General features: G+C 58.3%; 13 protein-coding genes. 10 read left to right on the forward strand and 3 right to left on the reverse strand.

Features of this window, described 5'->3' with window-relative positions; translation table 11 throughout:
* Nucleotides 1–4 precede the first annotated feature (4 nt).
* From HMPREF2625_RS04320 to HMPREF2625_RS04350, 7 genes are all read left to right on the forward strand, one after another.
* Nucleotides 5–1201 (forward strand): MFS transporter, encoded by a 1197-nt coding sequence (locus tag HMPREF2625_RS04320; RefSeq protein WP_070522151.1) that lies wholly within the window; start codon nucleotides 5–7, stop codon nucleotides 1199–1201.
* Nucleotides 1202–1434: 233 nt separating this feature from the next.
* Complete coding sequence (locus HMPREF2625_RS04325) at nucleotides 1435–3231, forward strand: TadA family conjugal transfer-associated ATPase (RefSeq protein ID WP_246826656.1); 1797 nt, start codon at nucleotides 1435–1437, stop codon at nucleotides 3229–3231.
* Complete coding sequence (locus tag HMPREF2625_RS04330; RefSeq protein ID WP_070522154.1) at nucleotides 3228–4652, forward strand: type II secretion system F family protein; 1425 nt, start codon at nucleotides 3228–3230, stop codon at nucleotides 4650–4652. The genes HMPREF2625_RS04325 and HMPREF2625_RS04330 overlap by 4 nt, the downstream gene beginning before the upstream one ends.
* Nucleotides 4653–4736: 84 nt before the next feature.
* Nucleotides 4737–5246 (forward strand): DUF4244 domain-containing protein, encoded by a 510-nt coding sequence (locus HMPREF2625_RS04335; RefSeq protein WP_070522157.1) that lies wholly within the window; start codon nucleotides 4737–4739, stop codon nucleotides 5244–5246.
* Between the two features lie 58 nt (nucleotides 5247–5304).
* Complete coding sequence (locus HMPREF2625_RS04340) at nucleotides 5305–5727, forward strand: TadE/TadG family type IV pilus assembly protein (protein ID WP_070522164.1); 423 nt, start codon at nucleotides 5305–5307, stop codon at nucleotides 5725–5727.
* Between the two features lie 2 nt (nucleotides 5728–5729).
* Entirely contained in the window at nucleotides 5730–6269 is a 540-nt protein-coding gene (locus HMPREF2625_RS04345) for an Rv3654c family TadE-like protein (RefSeq protein WP_070522167.1), read from the forward strand.
* 192 nt (nucleotides 6270–6461) lie between these two features.
* A complete protein-coding gene (locus HMPREF2625_RS04350) occupies nucleotides 6462–7685 on the forward strand; it encodes an MFS transporter (RefSeq protein ID WP_070522170.1) in 1224 nt (407 codons plus the stop codon).
* Between the two features lie 116 nt (nucleotides 7686–7801).
* Here the strand turns inward: HMPREF2625_RS04350 and HMPREF2625_RS04355 are convergent, their stop codons facing one another.
* The gene (locus HMPREF2625_RS04355) at nucleotides 7802–10315 is read right to left on the reverse strand and encodes a DEAD/DEAH box helicase (protein WP_070522656.1); all 2514 of its coding nucleotides are present in this window, start codon (nucleotides 10313–10315) and stop codon (nucleotides 7802–7804) included.
* A 387-nt stretch (nucleotides 10316–10702) separates the two neighbouring features.
* Here HMPREF2625_RS04355 and HMPREF2625_RS04360 point away from each other — a divergent pair, with 387 nt between their 5' ends.
* Entirely contained in the window at nucleotides 10703–11617 is a 915-nt protein-coding gene (locus tag HMPREF2625_RS04360; RefSeq protein ID WP_070522173.1) for an oxygen-dependent tRNA uridine(34) hydroxylase TrhO, read from the forward strand.
* Nucleotides 11614–12120 (forward strand): GyrI-like domain-containing protein, encoded by a 507-nt coding sequence (locus HMPREF2625_RS04365; protein ID WP_013397751.1) that lies wholly within the window; start codon nucleotides 11614–11616, stop codon nucleotides 12118–12120. Before HMPREF2625_RS04360 ends, HMPREF2625_RS04365 begins: the two co-directional genes overlap by 4 nt.
* Nucleotides 12121–12130: 10 nt before the next feature.
* On the opposite strand, the gene HMPREF2625_RS04370 is transcribed toward HMPREF2625_RS04365, so the two are convergent.
* Nucleotides 12131–12595, reverse strand: a complete 465-nt coding sequence (locus HMPREF2625_RS04370) for a pyrimidine dimer DNA glycosylase/endonuclease V (RefSeq protein ID WP_048754221.1) — start codon at nucleotides 12593–12595, stop codon at nucleotides 12131–12133.
* 163 nt (nucleotides 12596–12758) lie between these two features.
* Nucleotides 12759–14129 (reverse strand): hypothetical protein, encoded by a 1371-nt coding sequence (locus HMPREF2625_RS04375; RefSeq protein WP_246826657.1) that lies wholly within the window; start codon nucleotides 14127–14129, stop codon nucleotides 12759–12761.
* Between the two features lie 317 nt (nucleotides 14130–14446).
* Between HMPREF2625_RS04375 and HMPREF2625_RS04380 the strand changes: the two genes are divergently transcribed.
* Nucleotides 14447–14938 carry a hypothetical protein gene (locus HMPREF2625_RS04380; RefSeq protein ID WP_070522179.1) on the forward strand — a complete coding sequence of 164 codons (492 nt, stop codon included), beginning with the start codon at nucleotides 14447–14449 and terminating at the stop codon, nucleotides 14936–14938.
* The last annotated feature ends 338 nt before the right edge of the window (nucleotides 14939–15276 follow it).

Genomic DNA, 15276 nt, shown 5'->3' on the forward strand with positions numbered 1-15276 from the left:
GCAGATGAATCGTCGTCACTGGTGTCTGGCAGCCGTGCTCATTGGGTCTGCTTCGGCTACGCTGATGCAGAATTTTATCACGGTCAGTTTGCCGACGATCGCCTCCGAGCTTGCTGGTCACAGCACCGTGGGGTGGGTTGTGGGTGCCTATATGTTAGCGTCCACCGCAGTGCTTCTGAACAGTGGCCGCTGGGCCGACCGCCAAGGACCGCGAAAGGTTTATGTTGTGGGTACCCTGCTGTATGCAGCGGCTACAGTGTTGACTTCGCAGTCTCAGTCGATGGTGCAGCTCATTATGTTCAGGGTTATTCAGGGTCTTGGCGCTGGCATCATCGTGCCCGCGAGCATGGCGGCTGTGACCCGGTACTGGCGTGATAAACGTCTTGGCAGGATTATCGGTCTGCTGGGCTCAATGCAGGTTGTTGCGACACTGATCGGGGCGCCCCTCGGGGGCTGGCTGACCTCAGTTCTCGGCTGGCGTGTGGCGTTCGCAAGTCCTGCTCTTCTCTCTGTCGTGGCTCTTGCCCTCTCGTTGAGCATCCCCGGAAGTCGGTCGCCGAGTGAACCCGTTGAAGCGCGAAGCCTCCTGTCTGTACTGGCTGAGCCGGTACTCGTACGAGGATTGATCAGCACGGCGGGTTTGTCGAGCCTTGCCTTCGGTGCCGCCGCCTATTTGCCCATGTTAATGGTCCATACGCTGCATATGGATGTCGCGACTTTAGGGTGGTTGGTATTGCCTCTGGTGGCGGGAAGCGGCATCGGTTCCGCAATCGGCGGACTGCGCGCGCATCATGCGCGCACAGAGGTGATCGGGTGGCTGACGGCGACTATCGGTGTTCTGACGTGCCTGGTGCCTCATATCTGGTCGCTGACTGTGGGAGGTGCACTCGTGGGCATCGGTGTTGGCATTGGTATGCCCGCGATCTTCGTGAGGCTCCAGGATGCGATCAGTGGCGGGAGCGAGGCTGTGACAAGCGGGTTTGTTCAATTCGCAAGGAACGCCGGTGGTGCTTTGGGGGCTCCCCTCTACGGAGTCGGGTTGATGCTGCCCGTGGTTCTTTCTATCTCTCTGTTGCTGACCTTCTTGTTCATGTCTGTCGCCGCGATTGGTGGACTTATCTTGTGCTGGGCGGGAATCATTGGTGTTTCTTCTTATAACCCGGTACATAAACCGTCTCGCGAAGACAAGACAATAGGGTGAAGGCATTGAAACCGCTTCGTGATGGGCTGTGATGAGCCGGGCACAAAGTGCACGGCGCGGCGCGTCATAGAGCGACATAAAAGCGCGGTGTGCACGCTGGGCGGGCGGAGAGATGGTACGGGAATGGCCTCCTGCCCTGTGGATACCCCGTAAAAGTGTCCCATAGGGCGAAGTTATCCACAGTCTGCTGCTCGGTTGCCGTGCGCATGCGCGAAAACCTGTGAAATAGGGGTATGGCAGCTTTACCTCCTTCACCTCAGGCAGTATTTCGAACCGGAACGGCAGAACACGGCGTTTTCCGGGCGTTCTCTCGCGGCGCCGGTAGCGCTTATAGATCGAGTAGCGCCGAGACAGCAGGCACCGACGGGTTTGCCCCCGAGCAAACAGACTTCGTCGCCTGCGGAAACTATGCCCCGCCCGAAACCCTCTCGATTGTTGGCACCTGCATGCCGCCTCAAGAGCTGATGGCACCCGACTTTTCAGTCGAGACGAGAGAACGCCTGGGGCTCACGCCTATTCCGGTGTTTGAGGATCACCGCGCGCGGCGCATCGCCCGGCATGCCCTCACCTACCTGCTGGCGCGCCCACCCAGCCCGCACGCCGAGACCGATCATGCTTCACCCGATGCTTCGGCAGACGGCGAAAATCCCCGATTGTGGTCGAGTAAAGACCTAACGTTGGCGGTGCAGCAGGCCTGTGAAGAGGACATGTACGGGGACGAAAACCACGAGTTTCCCGTCGAGCACGAGCCCGACATCGTATCGCGTGCGCTGTCCTGCTTGCACGCCGAACTTTACGGTCTGGGTGCGCTTGAAACTCTCACACATATTCCCGGAATCACCGATATTTACGTGAATTCCCCGCAGGATGTGTGGGTTCAGGCGCACGGACAAACCCAACCGGTAACCCTCACCTTCGAGACCGAGGCGCAGGTACGCCAACTCGCCAACCGTCTCATTAGGGCGCATGGCGGCAGGCTTGATGCGGCGCATCCTGCGGACGACGTGCACGACGACTCCGGTCGGCGTATTCACGCGGTCATTCCGCCGCTGGTCGAGAAAACACACCTGTCTATTCGTCTGCCCGCCCAAAGCTGTTTGACACTTACCGCGCTCCGCGAAAGCGGCATGTTTGATGCGGCGACCGAGCAAGCCTTGCGCACCATGATTGCGCGGCGGCAGAACTTTGTCGTCAGCGGGGGAACCGGTACCGGAAAAACCACGCTTCTCAACGCGCTTTTGGGCGAATGCGAAGCCTGGGAACGCCTCATGATCCTGGAAGATACCCCGGAACTGAGCCCGCAGCATCCGCATACGGTGAGCCTCAAAACCCGTGCCGCGAACGCCGAAGGCGCCGGAGAGATCACGCTGGGAGACCTGCTGGTGCAAGCTCTGCGTATGGCACCCGATCGGCTTATGGTGGGGGAGTGTCGCGGCTCTGAAATCCTGCACCTGCTTAACGCCATGAACACCGGGCACCAGGGCGCAGGTACAACGCTGCACGCGAATTCCGCATTCGCTGTGCCGCATCGTCTTGCCGCGCTGGGTGCGCTCGCCGGTTTGGATGAACGCACTGTCGCCCTGCACGCTTCTACCGCATTTGACCGCATTATTCACCTGGAACAGGTGCAGGGCGTGCGGCGGATCGCTGGAATTTACCGGCTTGACCTGCGCCAGGATGCGCTGGTGGTAACGCCGTGCGAGCCTGAGCCTGCTGGTGAACTCTTGCCGGGCGAAGGCTCAACGGCAGACAATTCGGCGGGTGGCACCCTGTCGGAGGAGAACGGCGAAAACTTACCGCCGAGCTCTCCCACGGACGCTGCTTCACCGGATAGGCACGCTGCCCATGCACGCTCGGCAACCGCGCAGCCCGCACACGAACACCGCGGCGCAACCCCCGAAACGCAGACTACACCGACCGCATGTACCTATGGATACGACCCGGGGGTTCGCACCGATTCTGTCGCGTCCTATACAGCTGTACCAGGGGAACAAACCAACCGTAGTAGCCAGGAAGGAGAGGAACTATGAGCCTGATGGTGCATCATAAGACGCACGCCGCCGGTTCGTCTCAGAGAAAGGCGCGTAAAAACGCAGGCGACAGCATGGCATTTGGCGAGTATCTGCCCGCCACAACACAGCCTCGGCTAAAGACACGGTTTCAAAGGCTTATCCCGCCGACTCCACCAACCTCAACCGAGATGCGTCTATGGCCGCAAGCGTTGCGCGGTATATCTGCAACCCTGGATGCGGGCCTGAGTCTGCGCGAAGCAACGGCTGAAAACCGTACCCGGCATCCGCCTGGCACTGGTGGCCTTACGGTTCACGGTTTCGCAGCACAAAGTCGGGAAACGGGGAACGCTGATGGGAACGGACCCGAAAAGTCCTCGCTCTTTCGCCGGGCGCTGCACCGACTGACGGGCAGCAGACGCGAGCGGGCATACCGGCAAACCCAAGACGATATTGACGAGCTATTAGACACTTTGGCCCGTGAAGAACAGCTTGGTTTCGCGGCGGGAACAACCCTGGGCGCCCTTAGCGCGCGGCGAGCACACAGCCGGGAGCGCATCCGCGAACTTGGCCTGTGCTTACGTATGAACGAAACTACTGGCGCACCCCTGGCTCAGACCCTACGGGCTGCGGCCGAACACGCCGAAGAACACCTGGATGCTCTTCTTGGGCGAGAAAGTGCGCTGACGGGGCCGAAAACGACCGGCAAGATACTGTCGTGGCTGCCGTTTATCGGGCTGGCGATGGGCTGGCTGATGGGAACGGATCCCGTCGGTGCGCTGACTGGTTCGCTGGCTGGACTGCTGACTGGGTTTGTCGGCATCACGCTGGCGCTTCTTGGGCGGCGCTGGACGGCTCGGCTTGTGCACCGGGCCGAACGCAGCTCCGTGCTGGCCGAGGAACCCGCGCAGAAGAATGCCCGCGCTCAAGGAACTAGGCGGCGCCGAAGAGAAAAGAAACCGCAGAAAGAACCGGCAGGGTTTAGCGGTTCTGCAGAGACTGAGCCGCTGGATCCGGCACTGATGCTTGAGCTTCTTGCCGCACAATTGCGTGCGGGGCTCGGCCTGACCGGCGCCTTACAGGCTCTTGGCCGGGCACTCGCGCATGAAGAACGAGCGATAAGCGATGCGCTTGAGCACATCACCTTGACCCTGACGGTAAGCGCCGATTGGCAGGCCGCCTGGGACGGTTACGACCATCCACTCTTGCGGGAATTGGCTCGGATTCTGGCACCGGCGTATTCGGCGGGAACACCCAGTGCGGCGCTGCTGCGGCACTGCGCGGCAACATATCGGCTTGAGGAACGCCGGGCGGCGGAGCGCGCATCCGCAAAACTTGCCGTAGCGCTGGTTCTTCCGCTGGGACTGTGCTCTCTTCCGGCCTTTATCTGCTGCGGAATCATACCGATTGTGATCTCGCTTCTTCCGGGGCTGCTGGCCTGAACCCGGTGAGCTTCGCCCCGAGGCACGTTGCACCAAATCTACCCACAAAAATTATCAAACAACACTATATGAAAGGAAACAACGATGACTGTTGTACACTCCGCTCCCGTTCTGCACACCACGCACAAGGGAATTCAGGAATGCCTTGAGGCCTATGCCTGCACGGAAGAGAACCCCGTACTTTTAGGGCAGGCGCTCGACGAATACACAAACATGTACCTGCAGCAGCTTGAACCGCATCTTGCCCAACAACTAGCGCAGGCGCTCGCCGCCGGCTGCACCCTCGATAAATGCGCCGCAGAATGCCGTTCCCTGAGCGAGCACGAGGAACTTTTCGCGGAAAATCGTAAGGGCGAAGATACCGAACTGCACGAGATGACCTCACCCACCGACGAGGCTGAATATGTAGACGAAAACGACCCGGAGGAGGGCGCCAGCACCGCCGAATACGGCATCGTAATGCTCGCCGCCGTAGGTTTTGCCGGTCTGCTGGTCGCCATTCTCAAGTCCGACGAGATTCGCGGCATGCTCGTAGATATGGTCAAGAACGCCCTTGCAACGGGCGGTTCTGGGCTGACCTTTGGGCTTTTCTAAACCCGGTACTACCCGTGAAAACCGCGAGAGTTGCCCAAACCCGACGAAAGGAACGTCTATGAGGCTTATACACCGCATGATGCGCGCCTGGCGGTTACGCGCGCGTGATGAAGGCGCTGTGACTGCCGAATTCGCGGTCGCTCTGCCCGCCGTGATCGCAGTGCTCGCGCTCTGTCTCTCAGCGGCAGCGGTGGGAATGGCCCAGTCGCGGCTCGAAGAATCCTCGCGAGTCGCGGCGCGTGCCTTCGCTCGGGGAGATAACCTCGCCGCCGTACAGCATGAAGTTTCGCGGATAGACCCCAACATTAACCTGCAGGTGCAGACTGTAGAAGAAACATCGGGGGCGCGGCAGGTGCGGGTTCAGGTTGAGCGTGCGGCACCGGGGGTTATCGGCTCAGTAACCGGCTGGAGGCTGCAGGCCACCGCGACCGCACGGGTTGAGGGCAGCTCGGATAATGCCACGACGGCTGGCGGCGAATAAACATGGTCACGCCCGGTTTCATCTGGAACGCATGCGTGCCGCCGTTTGCCAAACCGCAGTGCGAGGCGGCTGACCGACCGCAGCCGACCGAAAACCCTGAGGAGGGGAGCGGCACCGTACTCGCGGTAGGCATTATCGCCGCCCTGCTGATCCTGGCAACCATCATCATCGGTTTTGCCGGGGTAAGTACGGCGAATCGGCGGGCGGCGCAGGCGGCAGACCTGGCGGCGCTCGCCGCGGCGGATGCGCTGCGTGGCATCACCCCTGGGGACCCTTGCGATATTGCCGCCCAGGTAGCGCGCGATAATAACGCCAATCTGGTGGGGTGCGCCCTCGCGGACCGCCCCGAAACCGTGGATATTCGGGTGAACTCTGCCGTGCACGGACCGTTTGCTTTCCTCGGCGATGCGCAAGGTACATCGCGCGCCGGGGCACCGCATCCGGACTCTGGGGAGGGCGCACCCGATGAGGGATTATCCGGCGACGAGATCCCCGAAAACGCCCCCTCCAACCGAACTGCTGAAGAGCCGGGAAGCCCATAAAATCCGACTGATGAGCCCGAAGGAGGTGCTAGTGTCGGTTTTACCTGAACGCTCTAATAAAGCCCCAAGCAAGACGATCTTGATAGTCTTATTGAACTAGTAAATTATGTTCAAAATAACTCCGGAAAAAGAAAGCCACTCTGGCCAATTAAGAAAATCCAAGCTAGCAGGTCATGATACGTGGAGTGATACATGAAAATTACTGCTTATTTCGGGTCCTTTTTCATTTCCCTCTTGGGAAACTCTATCGCAAATGTCGTCTTACCTGTCTTGATTCTTGTCTCGACTGGTCAGGTCATCGTGGCGGGTCTCGCTGCTCTGGTAAGCGGGGCAAGTACATTCGTGTTCGGGCTACTTTCTGGCCCGGTGATCGACCATTATGACCGTCGCATAGTGGCGGCGATAGGAGATTTCGTTTCAGCATCTAGTATTGGGCTGCTTGCCGTTGTAGGTACCTTTGGGCAGTTATCTCCCGCCTGGTTTTTAACGTGTGCATTTTTAAGTGGTATCGGTGACTTGCCCGCTTGGAATGCGCGGGAGGCAATGATCTATGCTGTCCAACGAGACTCGCAACGTTCCCTGGAAGCGCTAGTTGGTTTACGTGAAAGCATGAGTGCGCTAGCCATTGTTTTAGGTCCAACCTGTGGCGGTCTTCTCATAAATTTTCTGGACGCTAAGATGGTTTTCTGGATCACGGCAGCAACATCGCTGACGGCAGGGATTCTCTGCATTTTCATGCCTAAGGCTTATGGGATTATTGAGGACTCGGGTTTAAGTAGCTCAAAGATGGCCTACTGGGGCTCTTTGCGAGATGGACTGTCGTTTTTGCTTCATCGAAATAATACCGTCCTCCGAAAGATTACCGGTTTAAACGTAGCTAGTTTAGCCCTTGTGAGTGTACTCCAATCGCTTATACTCCCAGTGGTCATGACACTTGCGGGCCATGATGAGGCAAATGGTTACGCTTTAGCCGCAGTCGGAGTGGGTCTTCTTATTGGCGGCATAATTTACACCATTGTTGGAAGTAAGGTCCCTGCTTGGTCGATGACTCTTTTTGCCGCCGTGTCCAATGTTGTGTCCTTAATACTGCTGGTGCAATTTTATTCAGTGGCATACACACTGGTGATGTGCTTTATATTCGGAATAACATCATCAGCGGTAGGAGCCGTGACCGGTGTAGTTTCCTTGCAGGTTACCCCGGAGCATATGCGTGGAAGGATTAATGGGCTTCAGAACTCGATATCGATGGTAGTAGGTCCTATCGGTGTTTTTGCGGTAGCTTTGATTATTTCGCAAAGTTCGGTGGGGCTTGCCGGTTGGGTACTGGTGGCCTTCTGGGCCCTCGTTAATGCAGTGATCCTTTTGAGCCGTAATGTTCAACAGTCCATTAAGGCATCCCGAGAAGACCAGTCATAGTTGGTCATAACGTTGTCTAGACCAGCACTGCCGAGCGGAACTTAGCCGGTAGGTGTGGGGTTACCCGAGAGTAGATATATCAGTGCCCACAAAAACAGGGTAACCCCACGAGATCTCTACCCAACCTCATCGAGTGAGTGCAGCATTGCCCGCAGCAAGTTTTGTGCGCCCGCCTTCGACAGTGGTTCGTTGCGGTTGCCGCATTTGGGGGACTGCACGCAGGAGGGGCAGCCACTCTCGCATCCGCAGGAATCAATAGCGTCCAGAGTTGCGCCCAGCCAGGTGCAAACCGCCTCAAACCCGCGCTGGGTAAAGCCTGCTCCGCCGGGTGCTGCATCGTATACGAAGATGGTGGGGCGTTCCGTATCGGCGTGGTACAGGGTGGAGAGTCCGCCTAAATCCCATCGGTCGCAGGTCGCAATCAGCGGTAATAAGCCGATGGCGGCGTGTTCTGCGGCGTGCAGGGTGCCGGGTGCATCCGGCTCAGCCACGCCGGCGGCAAACAGGTAGCTCGGGTCAAAGGTAAACCAGATAGCCTCGGTCATCAGGATGCTCGGCGGCATCTCCATCGGCTCATCGCCCAGGTACTCACTGCCGTACACCGAAAACCGTTGAAAGCCCATAACCTGATCGGTCACCTGAACTCGCCCGCGATGCAGCGTCAGACCAGCAGTACCGGGCTGGGCGCCGTCGAACTCGTACCGCACACCCGCCTTTTCCTGCAGAATCTTCACCTCGGTCGCCTCAATCGCCCGCGTGTAATAGTCGGGGTACACTCGCGAGAGCAGAATAACGCGCGCCGCTTCATCTAAGGACTCCACCAAATACTGGGCGTTCTGGTGAATATAGATAGCTCCCGGGTGTCCCTGAGTCATTGCCTGCGCCGAATCCATCGTGCCGATCAGCGAACCATCCTCGGCATCAATCAGCTGATAGGGACCACCGCCGGTGGCACGCAGATCCACCAGATTCGTCGCCGACTCCGCGTGCGTCCAATACCAGCCGTCCGCCCTGCGGCGCAGATAATTCTGCTGCACCAGCCGGTTAAGCAGAGCCTCAGTATGCTCGCCGAACAGGGAAAGCTCCTCGGCACGTAGCGGCGACTCCGCCGCGGCAGCGCACAAATGCGGCGAAAGCACATACGGGTTCGTCGGGTCGAAAACGGTAGCCTCCACGCTCTGCCCAAAAATCGCCTGCGGATGATGCACCAGGTACGTATCCAACGGATCATCCCCAGCGATAAGCACGGCGAGCGCATCCTGACCCCCGCGACCGGCGCGCCCAATCCGCTGAATAAAGGATGCGCGGGTTCCGGGCCAGCCCGCCACGAGTACCGCATCCAGCCCGGAAATATCGATACCCAGCTCAAGCGCAGAGGTACTTGCCAGCCCGAGCAGTTCGCCGGTGCGCAGCCGATGCTCAAGCTCACGGCGTTCCTCGGGCATATACCCCGAACGGTACGCCGCCACCCGATGCGCCAGCCCCGCCTCGGTCTCATCAAGGTAGCGCTGCGCTCGCTGAGAGATCAGCTCAGCGCCGCGCCTCGACCGGGTGAAGGCGAGCGTGCGGGTGCGCGAGAGTACCAGGTCGGTGAGCATCTGCGCGCCCTGTTCGATAGCGGAGATACGCTGCGGCGCCTGCTTTTCCGCCTCGGAACGGGTGTCGAAGGCGCTCGCGCCGACGGCGAGTTTATCGGTCACCTGCGTATCGGGCAGAAACTCCGGTTCCCACAGGATGACGGTGGATTCTCCGCGGGGTGCGGTCGATGCGGTAATCGCGTCAACGTTCCCCTCGGGCACTCCAATGAGCTTGGCGAAAGACTCGGCAGGGTTCGCGCTCGTGGCGGATGCTCCGTAAAACACCGGATTTACGCGGTAGAGCGCGCAGACTCGACGCAGGCGGCGCAGCAGATTGGCGATATGCGCGCCGAACACGCCGCGGTAGCTGTGCACTTCGTCAAGCACCACATAGCGCAGCCCGCGCAGGAAGTTCGCCCATTGCCGGTGGTTGCCCAGAATTCCGTAGTTGAGCATATCCGGGGTGGTGAGCACAAAATTAGCGTGTTCGCGCACCCACCGCCGCTCCTGCGCCGGGGTGTCGCCGTCATAGGTGGCGGCGTTGAGCCCGGGAAGATGATAGGCGGTGATGGCGTTGAGCTGGTCGGCTGAGAGTGCCCGCGCCGGTGAAATATATAGAACGTTCGCTCTCTGATGGAATCCTGTGGAACTCGTATCCGCTGCCGTGGTGCTGAGCGGTTCACGGTGCGCCCCGCGGTAGAGGGCATCGAAAGCGGGCATGAGGTAACTCAGCGATTTTCCGGATGCGGTCCCGGTCGCCACAATCACATGCCGCGCCTTTGTGCCCGACTCATCGTGCCCCTGCCCGGATGCTCGCCCGAAGGAGAGCCGGTGCGCGTCTTCGGCGAGTGCAGCATCGAATGCGCAATGCGCTGCCTGTGCCGCCTGCACCTGGTGGGTGTACGGTTCGTGCACGCCCAGCGACTCGAAAGCCTCAATCACGCGCGGGTGCAGCCAGTGCGGCCACGGCGAATACTGCCCTTCACGTGCGGGAATGCGGTGCACATGGGTGATTTGCGGGGGCAGCGAACCGTCGCCGGGGAGTTTGGGCATAAGCCTGCTCAGCTGTTCGCGAAGGTTCTCGTCGGGGCGCGAGGCAGGGGAGAACCCGGGGCGCTCATCAGCCGGGGAATCGGGGGAAGGTTCGGGGCGCATCACACCATTGTAAAACCTCGGGTACGGTAAACCGGCGTGGGCAATCGCAGGGCGCCCGGTATGTTCCGCTCGCCCCGGCAGATAGGTATTCGCTACCAGAAAACGACGAAATCAGCCGGTGCGATGGGGCAGAAAAACGACGAGATATACCTCATGGTAAAGAAACCACATGCACCCATCATCGCGAGCGCATCCCGCGGGAGAACAAGGATTATCGGCCACGTTACGGGACGAGTTCCGCCGCCACGGCACACACGATGTACCTAGAAAGCGTAAAATAGGAGGGTGGCTCAGAATCGAATTATCTTGTATTACCAGTTTGCCCCCATAACCGACCCCGTGGCGGTCATGCTCTGGCAGCGTGCCCTGTGCGAGAAGCTTGGTTTGCGCGGGCGCATCCTCATTTCCAAACACGGCATTAACGGCACGCTCGGCGGCGAAATCAGCGCGGTTAAGGCGTACACCAAAGAAACCCGCCAGTACCCCAGCTTCAAGAACATGGAATTCAAATGGTCTGAGGGCGGTGCCGAAGACTTCCCCCGTCTGTCGGTCAAAGCACGCGATGAAATCGTGGCGTTCGGCGCTCCCGACGAGCTCAAAGTAGACGAAAACGGCGTGGTCGGCGGCGGCGTGCACCTCAAACCCGAAGAGGTGAACAAGCTCGTGGAAGAACGCGGCGATGAAGTCGTCTTTTTCGATGGACGTAACGCATTCGAGGCTAAAATCGGTAAGTTCAAGAACGCCGTGGTGCCCGATGTTCGCACCACCCACGACTTTATTCGTGAGATCGAATCCGGTAAGTATGACGATCTGAAAGATAAGCCCGTCGTCACCTACTGCACCGGCGGCATTCGATGCGAAATCCTCTCCGCCCTTATGAAGAACCGCGGATTTAAAGAGATCTACCAGATTGACGGCGGTATTGTGCGCTACGGCGAAAAGTACGGCGATAAGTCCCTGTGGGAAGGCTCGCTCTACGTATTCGATAAGCGCATGCACATGGAGTTCACCCCGGATACTGTCACAATTGGCCAGTGTGAGCGTTGCTCGGCACCGTCTAATAAATTTGAGAACTGCTCGAATGAGAGCTGCCGCGAACTCGTGCTCCTCTGCCCAGAATGCGCCACCGACGATGCGAAACGCCGCTGCGTGCCCGAATGCGCGGTGGACCGCCAGAGCGCCCACGCGGGTATCTCATGAGCGAGTCCGTACAGGCGCCCGTAACGGTTTCACCCGCGCGCATTGAAAAACACGGTTCGTTGCTGGTAGCGGGGGTTTCGCAGGTGTATAAGCTGGGGGACGACTTCACGCCGCTGTGGGATGAGCTGAATCAGAAGGCATCCCCGGCGATGCTCGATATTCTGGCGGTCACCCAGTATATTGGCGTGTGCACCCAACCCAGTACCGACGGTTTCGTGCGCTACACGGCCGGTATTTTGGTTGATGACCGTGCCTCGGCGCATAAACTTGGGCTGGGTCTGCTGGACCTTCCCGAGAGCACCTACGCGGTGGTTGAGATTACCGGGCCGATTTCGCGGTCTATCCCGGCGGGTTTTGAGAGTTTCGAGCGTGAGTTTTTCCCGTCGCATCCGCAGTACCGCCCGTTAGGCGGCTTGGAGGTGTACGGTCGCGGCGATATGCAGGCGGCAGACTACACGATGGAACTGTGGGTTCCGCTGCTAGAGGTTCCTGCCTCGGCATAAAGCGCTCCGACTAGAACTCCTTGGTCTTCTCCCAAGCCTCTATTTCGCCGGGGATCACCGCGAACACGGGGTGCACCGCGGGCTTACCGGCCTGGGTAAATTTCGCGAGACGCTCGGTAAGAATAGGCTCCCAATCGACATCTCGCCCGGCAACTTTGTGTGCCAGAAAGCTCAATTCGTAGGCAAGCTGGCCCTCGGTCACGGGAATAGAGCTCAGGTTCTTACCCCGCTCAGCGGCAATCAGCGAACGGTTGAAGGAATACCCGCGCAGATGCGCCTCATCGGCGAGCCCATGCAGATAAGACCCAATAGCCTCTACCGGCTGAGAATGCGCACGAAACCGAATGAGCTGCGGGTGATTCGTGTACCCTCGGGTGAGCCCGCGCAGCACTTTCTGCGCAAGCAAGCTCTCACGCCAGCACGCGATCAGGGCACGACGGTCAAGAAGGGACGGGTGGGCAGACCAAATACGCATCCACCCACTATACAGCCGCAGACCTGCGCTCTTAGGTAAAACAGCAGCGGCCCGCCCAAAAATTATTGAGGCAGAATGCACCTATGGGGCGCTCGCATCTGAACAGGATGCGAGCGCCCCACAGTGGTGCAGGTGCCTTGAGGCTACGAGTTCCGCGCTAGCGCTATGCCCAGTATTCTGGGCTTTCGGGGGAAGGTGGGTCGGGCTGCTTATTCGGATCTGATGGGCAGAAAGAATACGTAATTGTGCCGTCCCTGATTTCTCCCCGCCATTCTGCCCCGCCTTCAGCATTAACATAGGGGTTGAGTACATCGGGAGACACAAAGTTTCCGCCGCCGCCTCCTCCTCCCGAGGCAACGCCCACGAATGCGGCATCATCATACATATACACGGGATTTTCGGATGCGGCAGCCACCGCCGAACCGGATCCGCCTCCACCGTAGCCCGCGCCACCGCCTCCGGAAACAATGTATCCGATACCATTGCGGTCATCGCTTGTGTTGCCTGCAGTATTGAGCGCATACCCGTAGGCAACAACGCCGTCAGCCCCGTTGCCGTTGGGCCCAGAGCCCCCGGATTTGCCTGCGGTATTTCCGGTATGAATCTCTGTTCGTGAGGTAGAGGAAAAGGTCAGCTCTTTATCTCCCGTAATAGTGGCGAGGGCGCCGCCGGAGCCGCCAGCCGTGTTGCTGCCATTCGACCCGGATGGAATCAGAATCTCGGCGTCGTAGTGCTGATAGTAACGTTCCTGCCCCGAGCGCCCCAACCCTTCGGACACAAAGTCAGTGCCTCCGTAGCCTCCCTGACCAATATATAGATCAGAGGTTTTATAGGACTTTGGGTCGTCTGTTATCCAGGTTCCCCCGTAAGTAACGACGTGTGTGAGCCCGCGTGCGCCTGCGCCTCCGCCGCCTCCGGCAACGGCGAGTACGGTTTCTTGGGAAGTTTTCGCATCGACCATAACGATTGCCGAAGAACCACCGCCGGAGCCCGAATAGACCGTAACCTTATTGCTGTGGCTGTTCAGCTTGCCCTGTACATCTGACCCCAGCGCGGTGGGTAGTGCCGCAGACGAACCGCCGTTACCGTACCCTTCGCCGCCTTTGGCGGGGCGGTCATAATATCCGACGCCGCTGGCACCCACATAGAATTTGATGCGCTGCCCGGGTGTTACCTTGACGGTTCCTTGAATATAAGCACCACCGCCTGCGGTTCCGCCGGTTCTGTTATATCCTGTGGCTTCCGAGTACCGTGTCGCCAGACTACCGCCCGAGCCGCCGCGCAGGTAGAAGCGCATATACGAGGCGTAGTCGGGAACCACAATTTCTTCGTAGCCTTTTTCACCGGCTGCACGGTTTTGCGCGGCGGTGCGCACATCCTTGGCGAAAATATCGTAGCTTTTATCGGGGTCTAGGCAGGGGCCGTCGTCGGCAGATGATGATGCGTATGCCGGAATAACGGCGGTGCTCAGCACAAGCGGCGCAGCCCATGCGGTTCCGGTCACCAGGTTTCGGCGAGAGAGGCCTCGTCTCATGAAAATATCCTTGCGTTTGAAGTTGTCGTGAGTGTTTGCCGTGCGCAATGGCCCCAAAAAACCGCGCTGCACCGCCAACTCAAGGCTGGCGGGGCTTCGTAACGTGTGCGTGACGTCATGGTCAGCGAGATCCACTGTGACAGAGCGTTGCCATTATGTCATGACCTGTCTTATATCGAGTATTTCCTAAAATTCAGGTGCATCTTGAAGAGCCGAGTACCAAAGTATAGTTATGAAAATACGTTCGATTTACATCATAAAAACTTATTCTGATGCTAAACTTTACGTACCTTTCCGCCAGTATATGAGGGAAATCGATGCTTGTTGCCACCGTTGTCGCTGAAGCGATGTTTTGGGCATGCCTGGTGTTAGGCTGCGTATTTCGTTATACCTTGAAGATGCCCAGAACCGGAATCGTATTATTAGTGGCAACCCCGGTGATCGACCTGTTATTGCTGGTGTTTTCTTATATCACGCTGAGCCAGAGTGGCGCGGCAGAATTTATGCACGGATTCGCGGCCTTCTATATCGCTTTCTCAATCGTTTTTGGTCGGAGTATTATTCACGCTTTCGACAGGAAATTCTCTGGCTCCGCCCCGGAGGGGGTTGCGGTCAGCAGCGCTCAGCAGTTGAGAAAATGCGTGGCGGCGTGTCTGATAGCGGTGGCTTTGCTTATCGCCGGGATTTTTGTGACCGGTCTGAAGGGTAGCTTCTGGCTTGTGTATTGGCTGATCGCGGTGGCGTTTACGCCGCTGATGTGGTGGGGCGTAGGGAAATGGTATGAGCGCAAGGCGAGTAAAGAATCATAAAACGTGTTTTCCAGGAAACACCTGTCGGCAGGCTCGCGACAAACCATCGCTCCCGGATTCACGTCATCTGAGGCAAGCAGGTACGACAAAAGCAATGTCTGTAGTACCTGCACCTAGAAAATAATGAATCATATGATTTTTCTGCCGGGGTCTTAGACATAAAAGCTTTGAACGAGGTATGGATATGCTAACGGTAGAAGAAATGCACATTCGTTACTTTGAGGTAAGTATTGCGCGTAAAAAATATAAATAAACCATTACCTAATATGACGCATATACTTTATATCGAATAGCATTCTGACTAGTAGTTATACGAGTGGGTTTACTCATATTATTTA

It is taken from the genome of Rothia sp. HMSC064D08 (assembly GCF_001809525.1).
Classification (GTDB): Bacteria; Actinomycetota; Actinomycetes; order Actinomycetales; family Micrococcaceae; genus Rothia; species Rothia dentocariosa.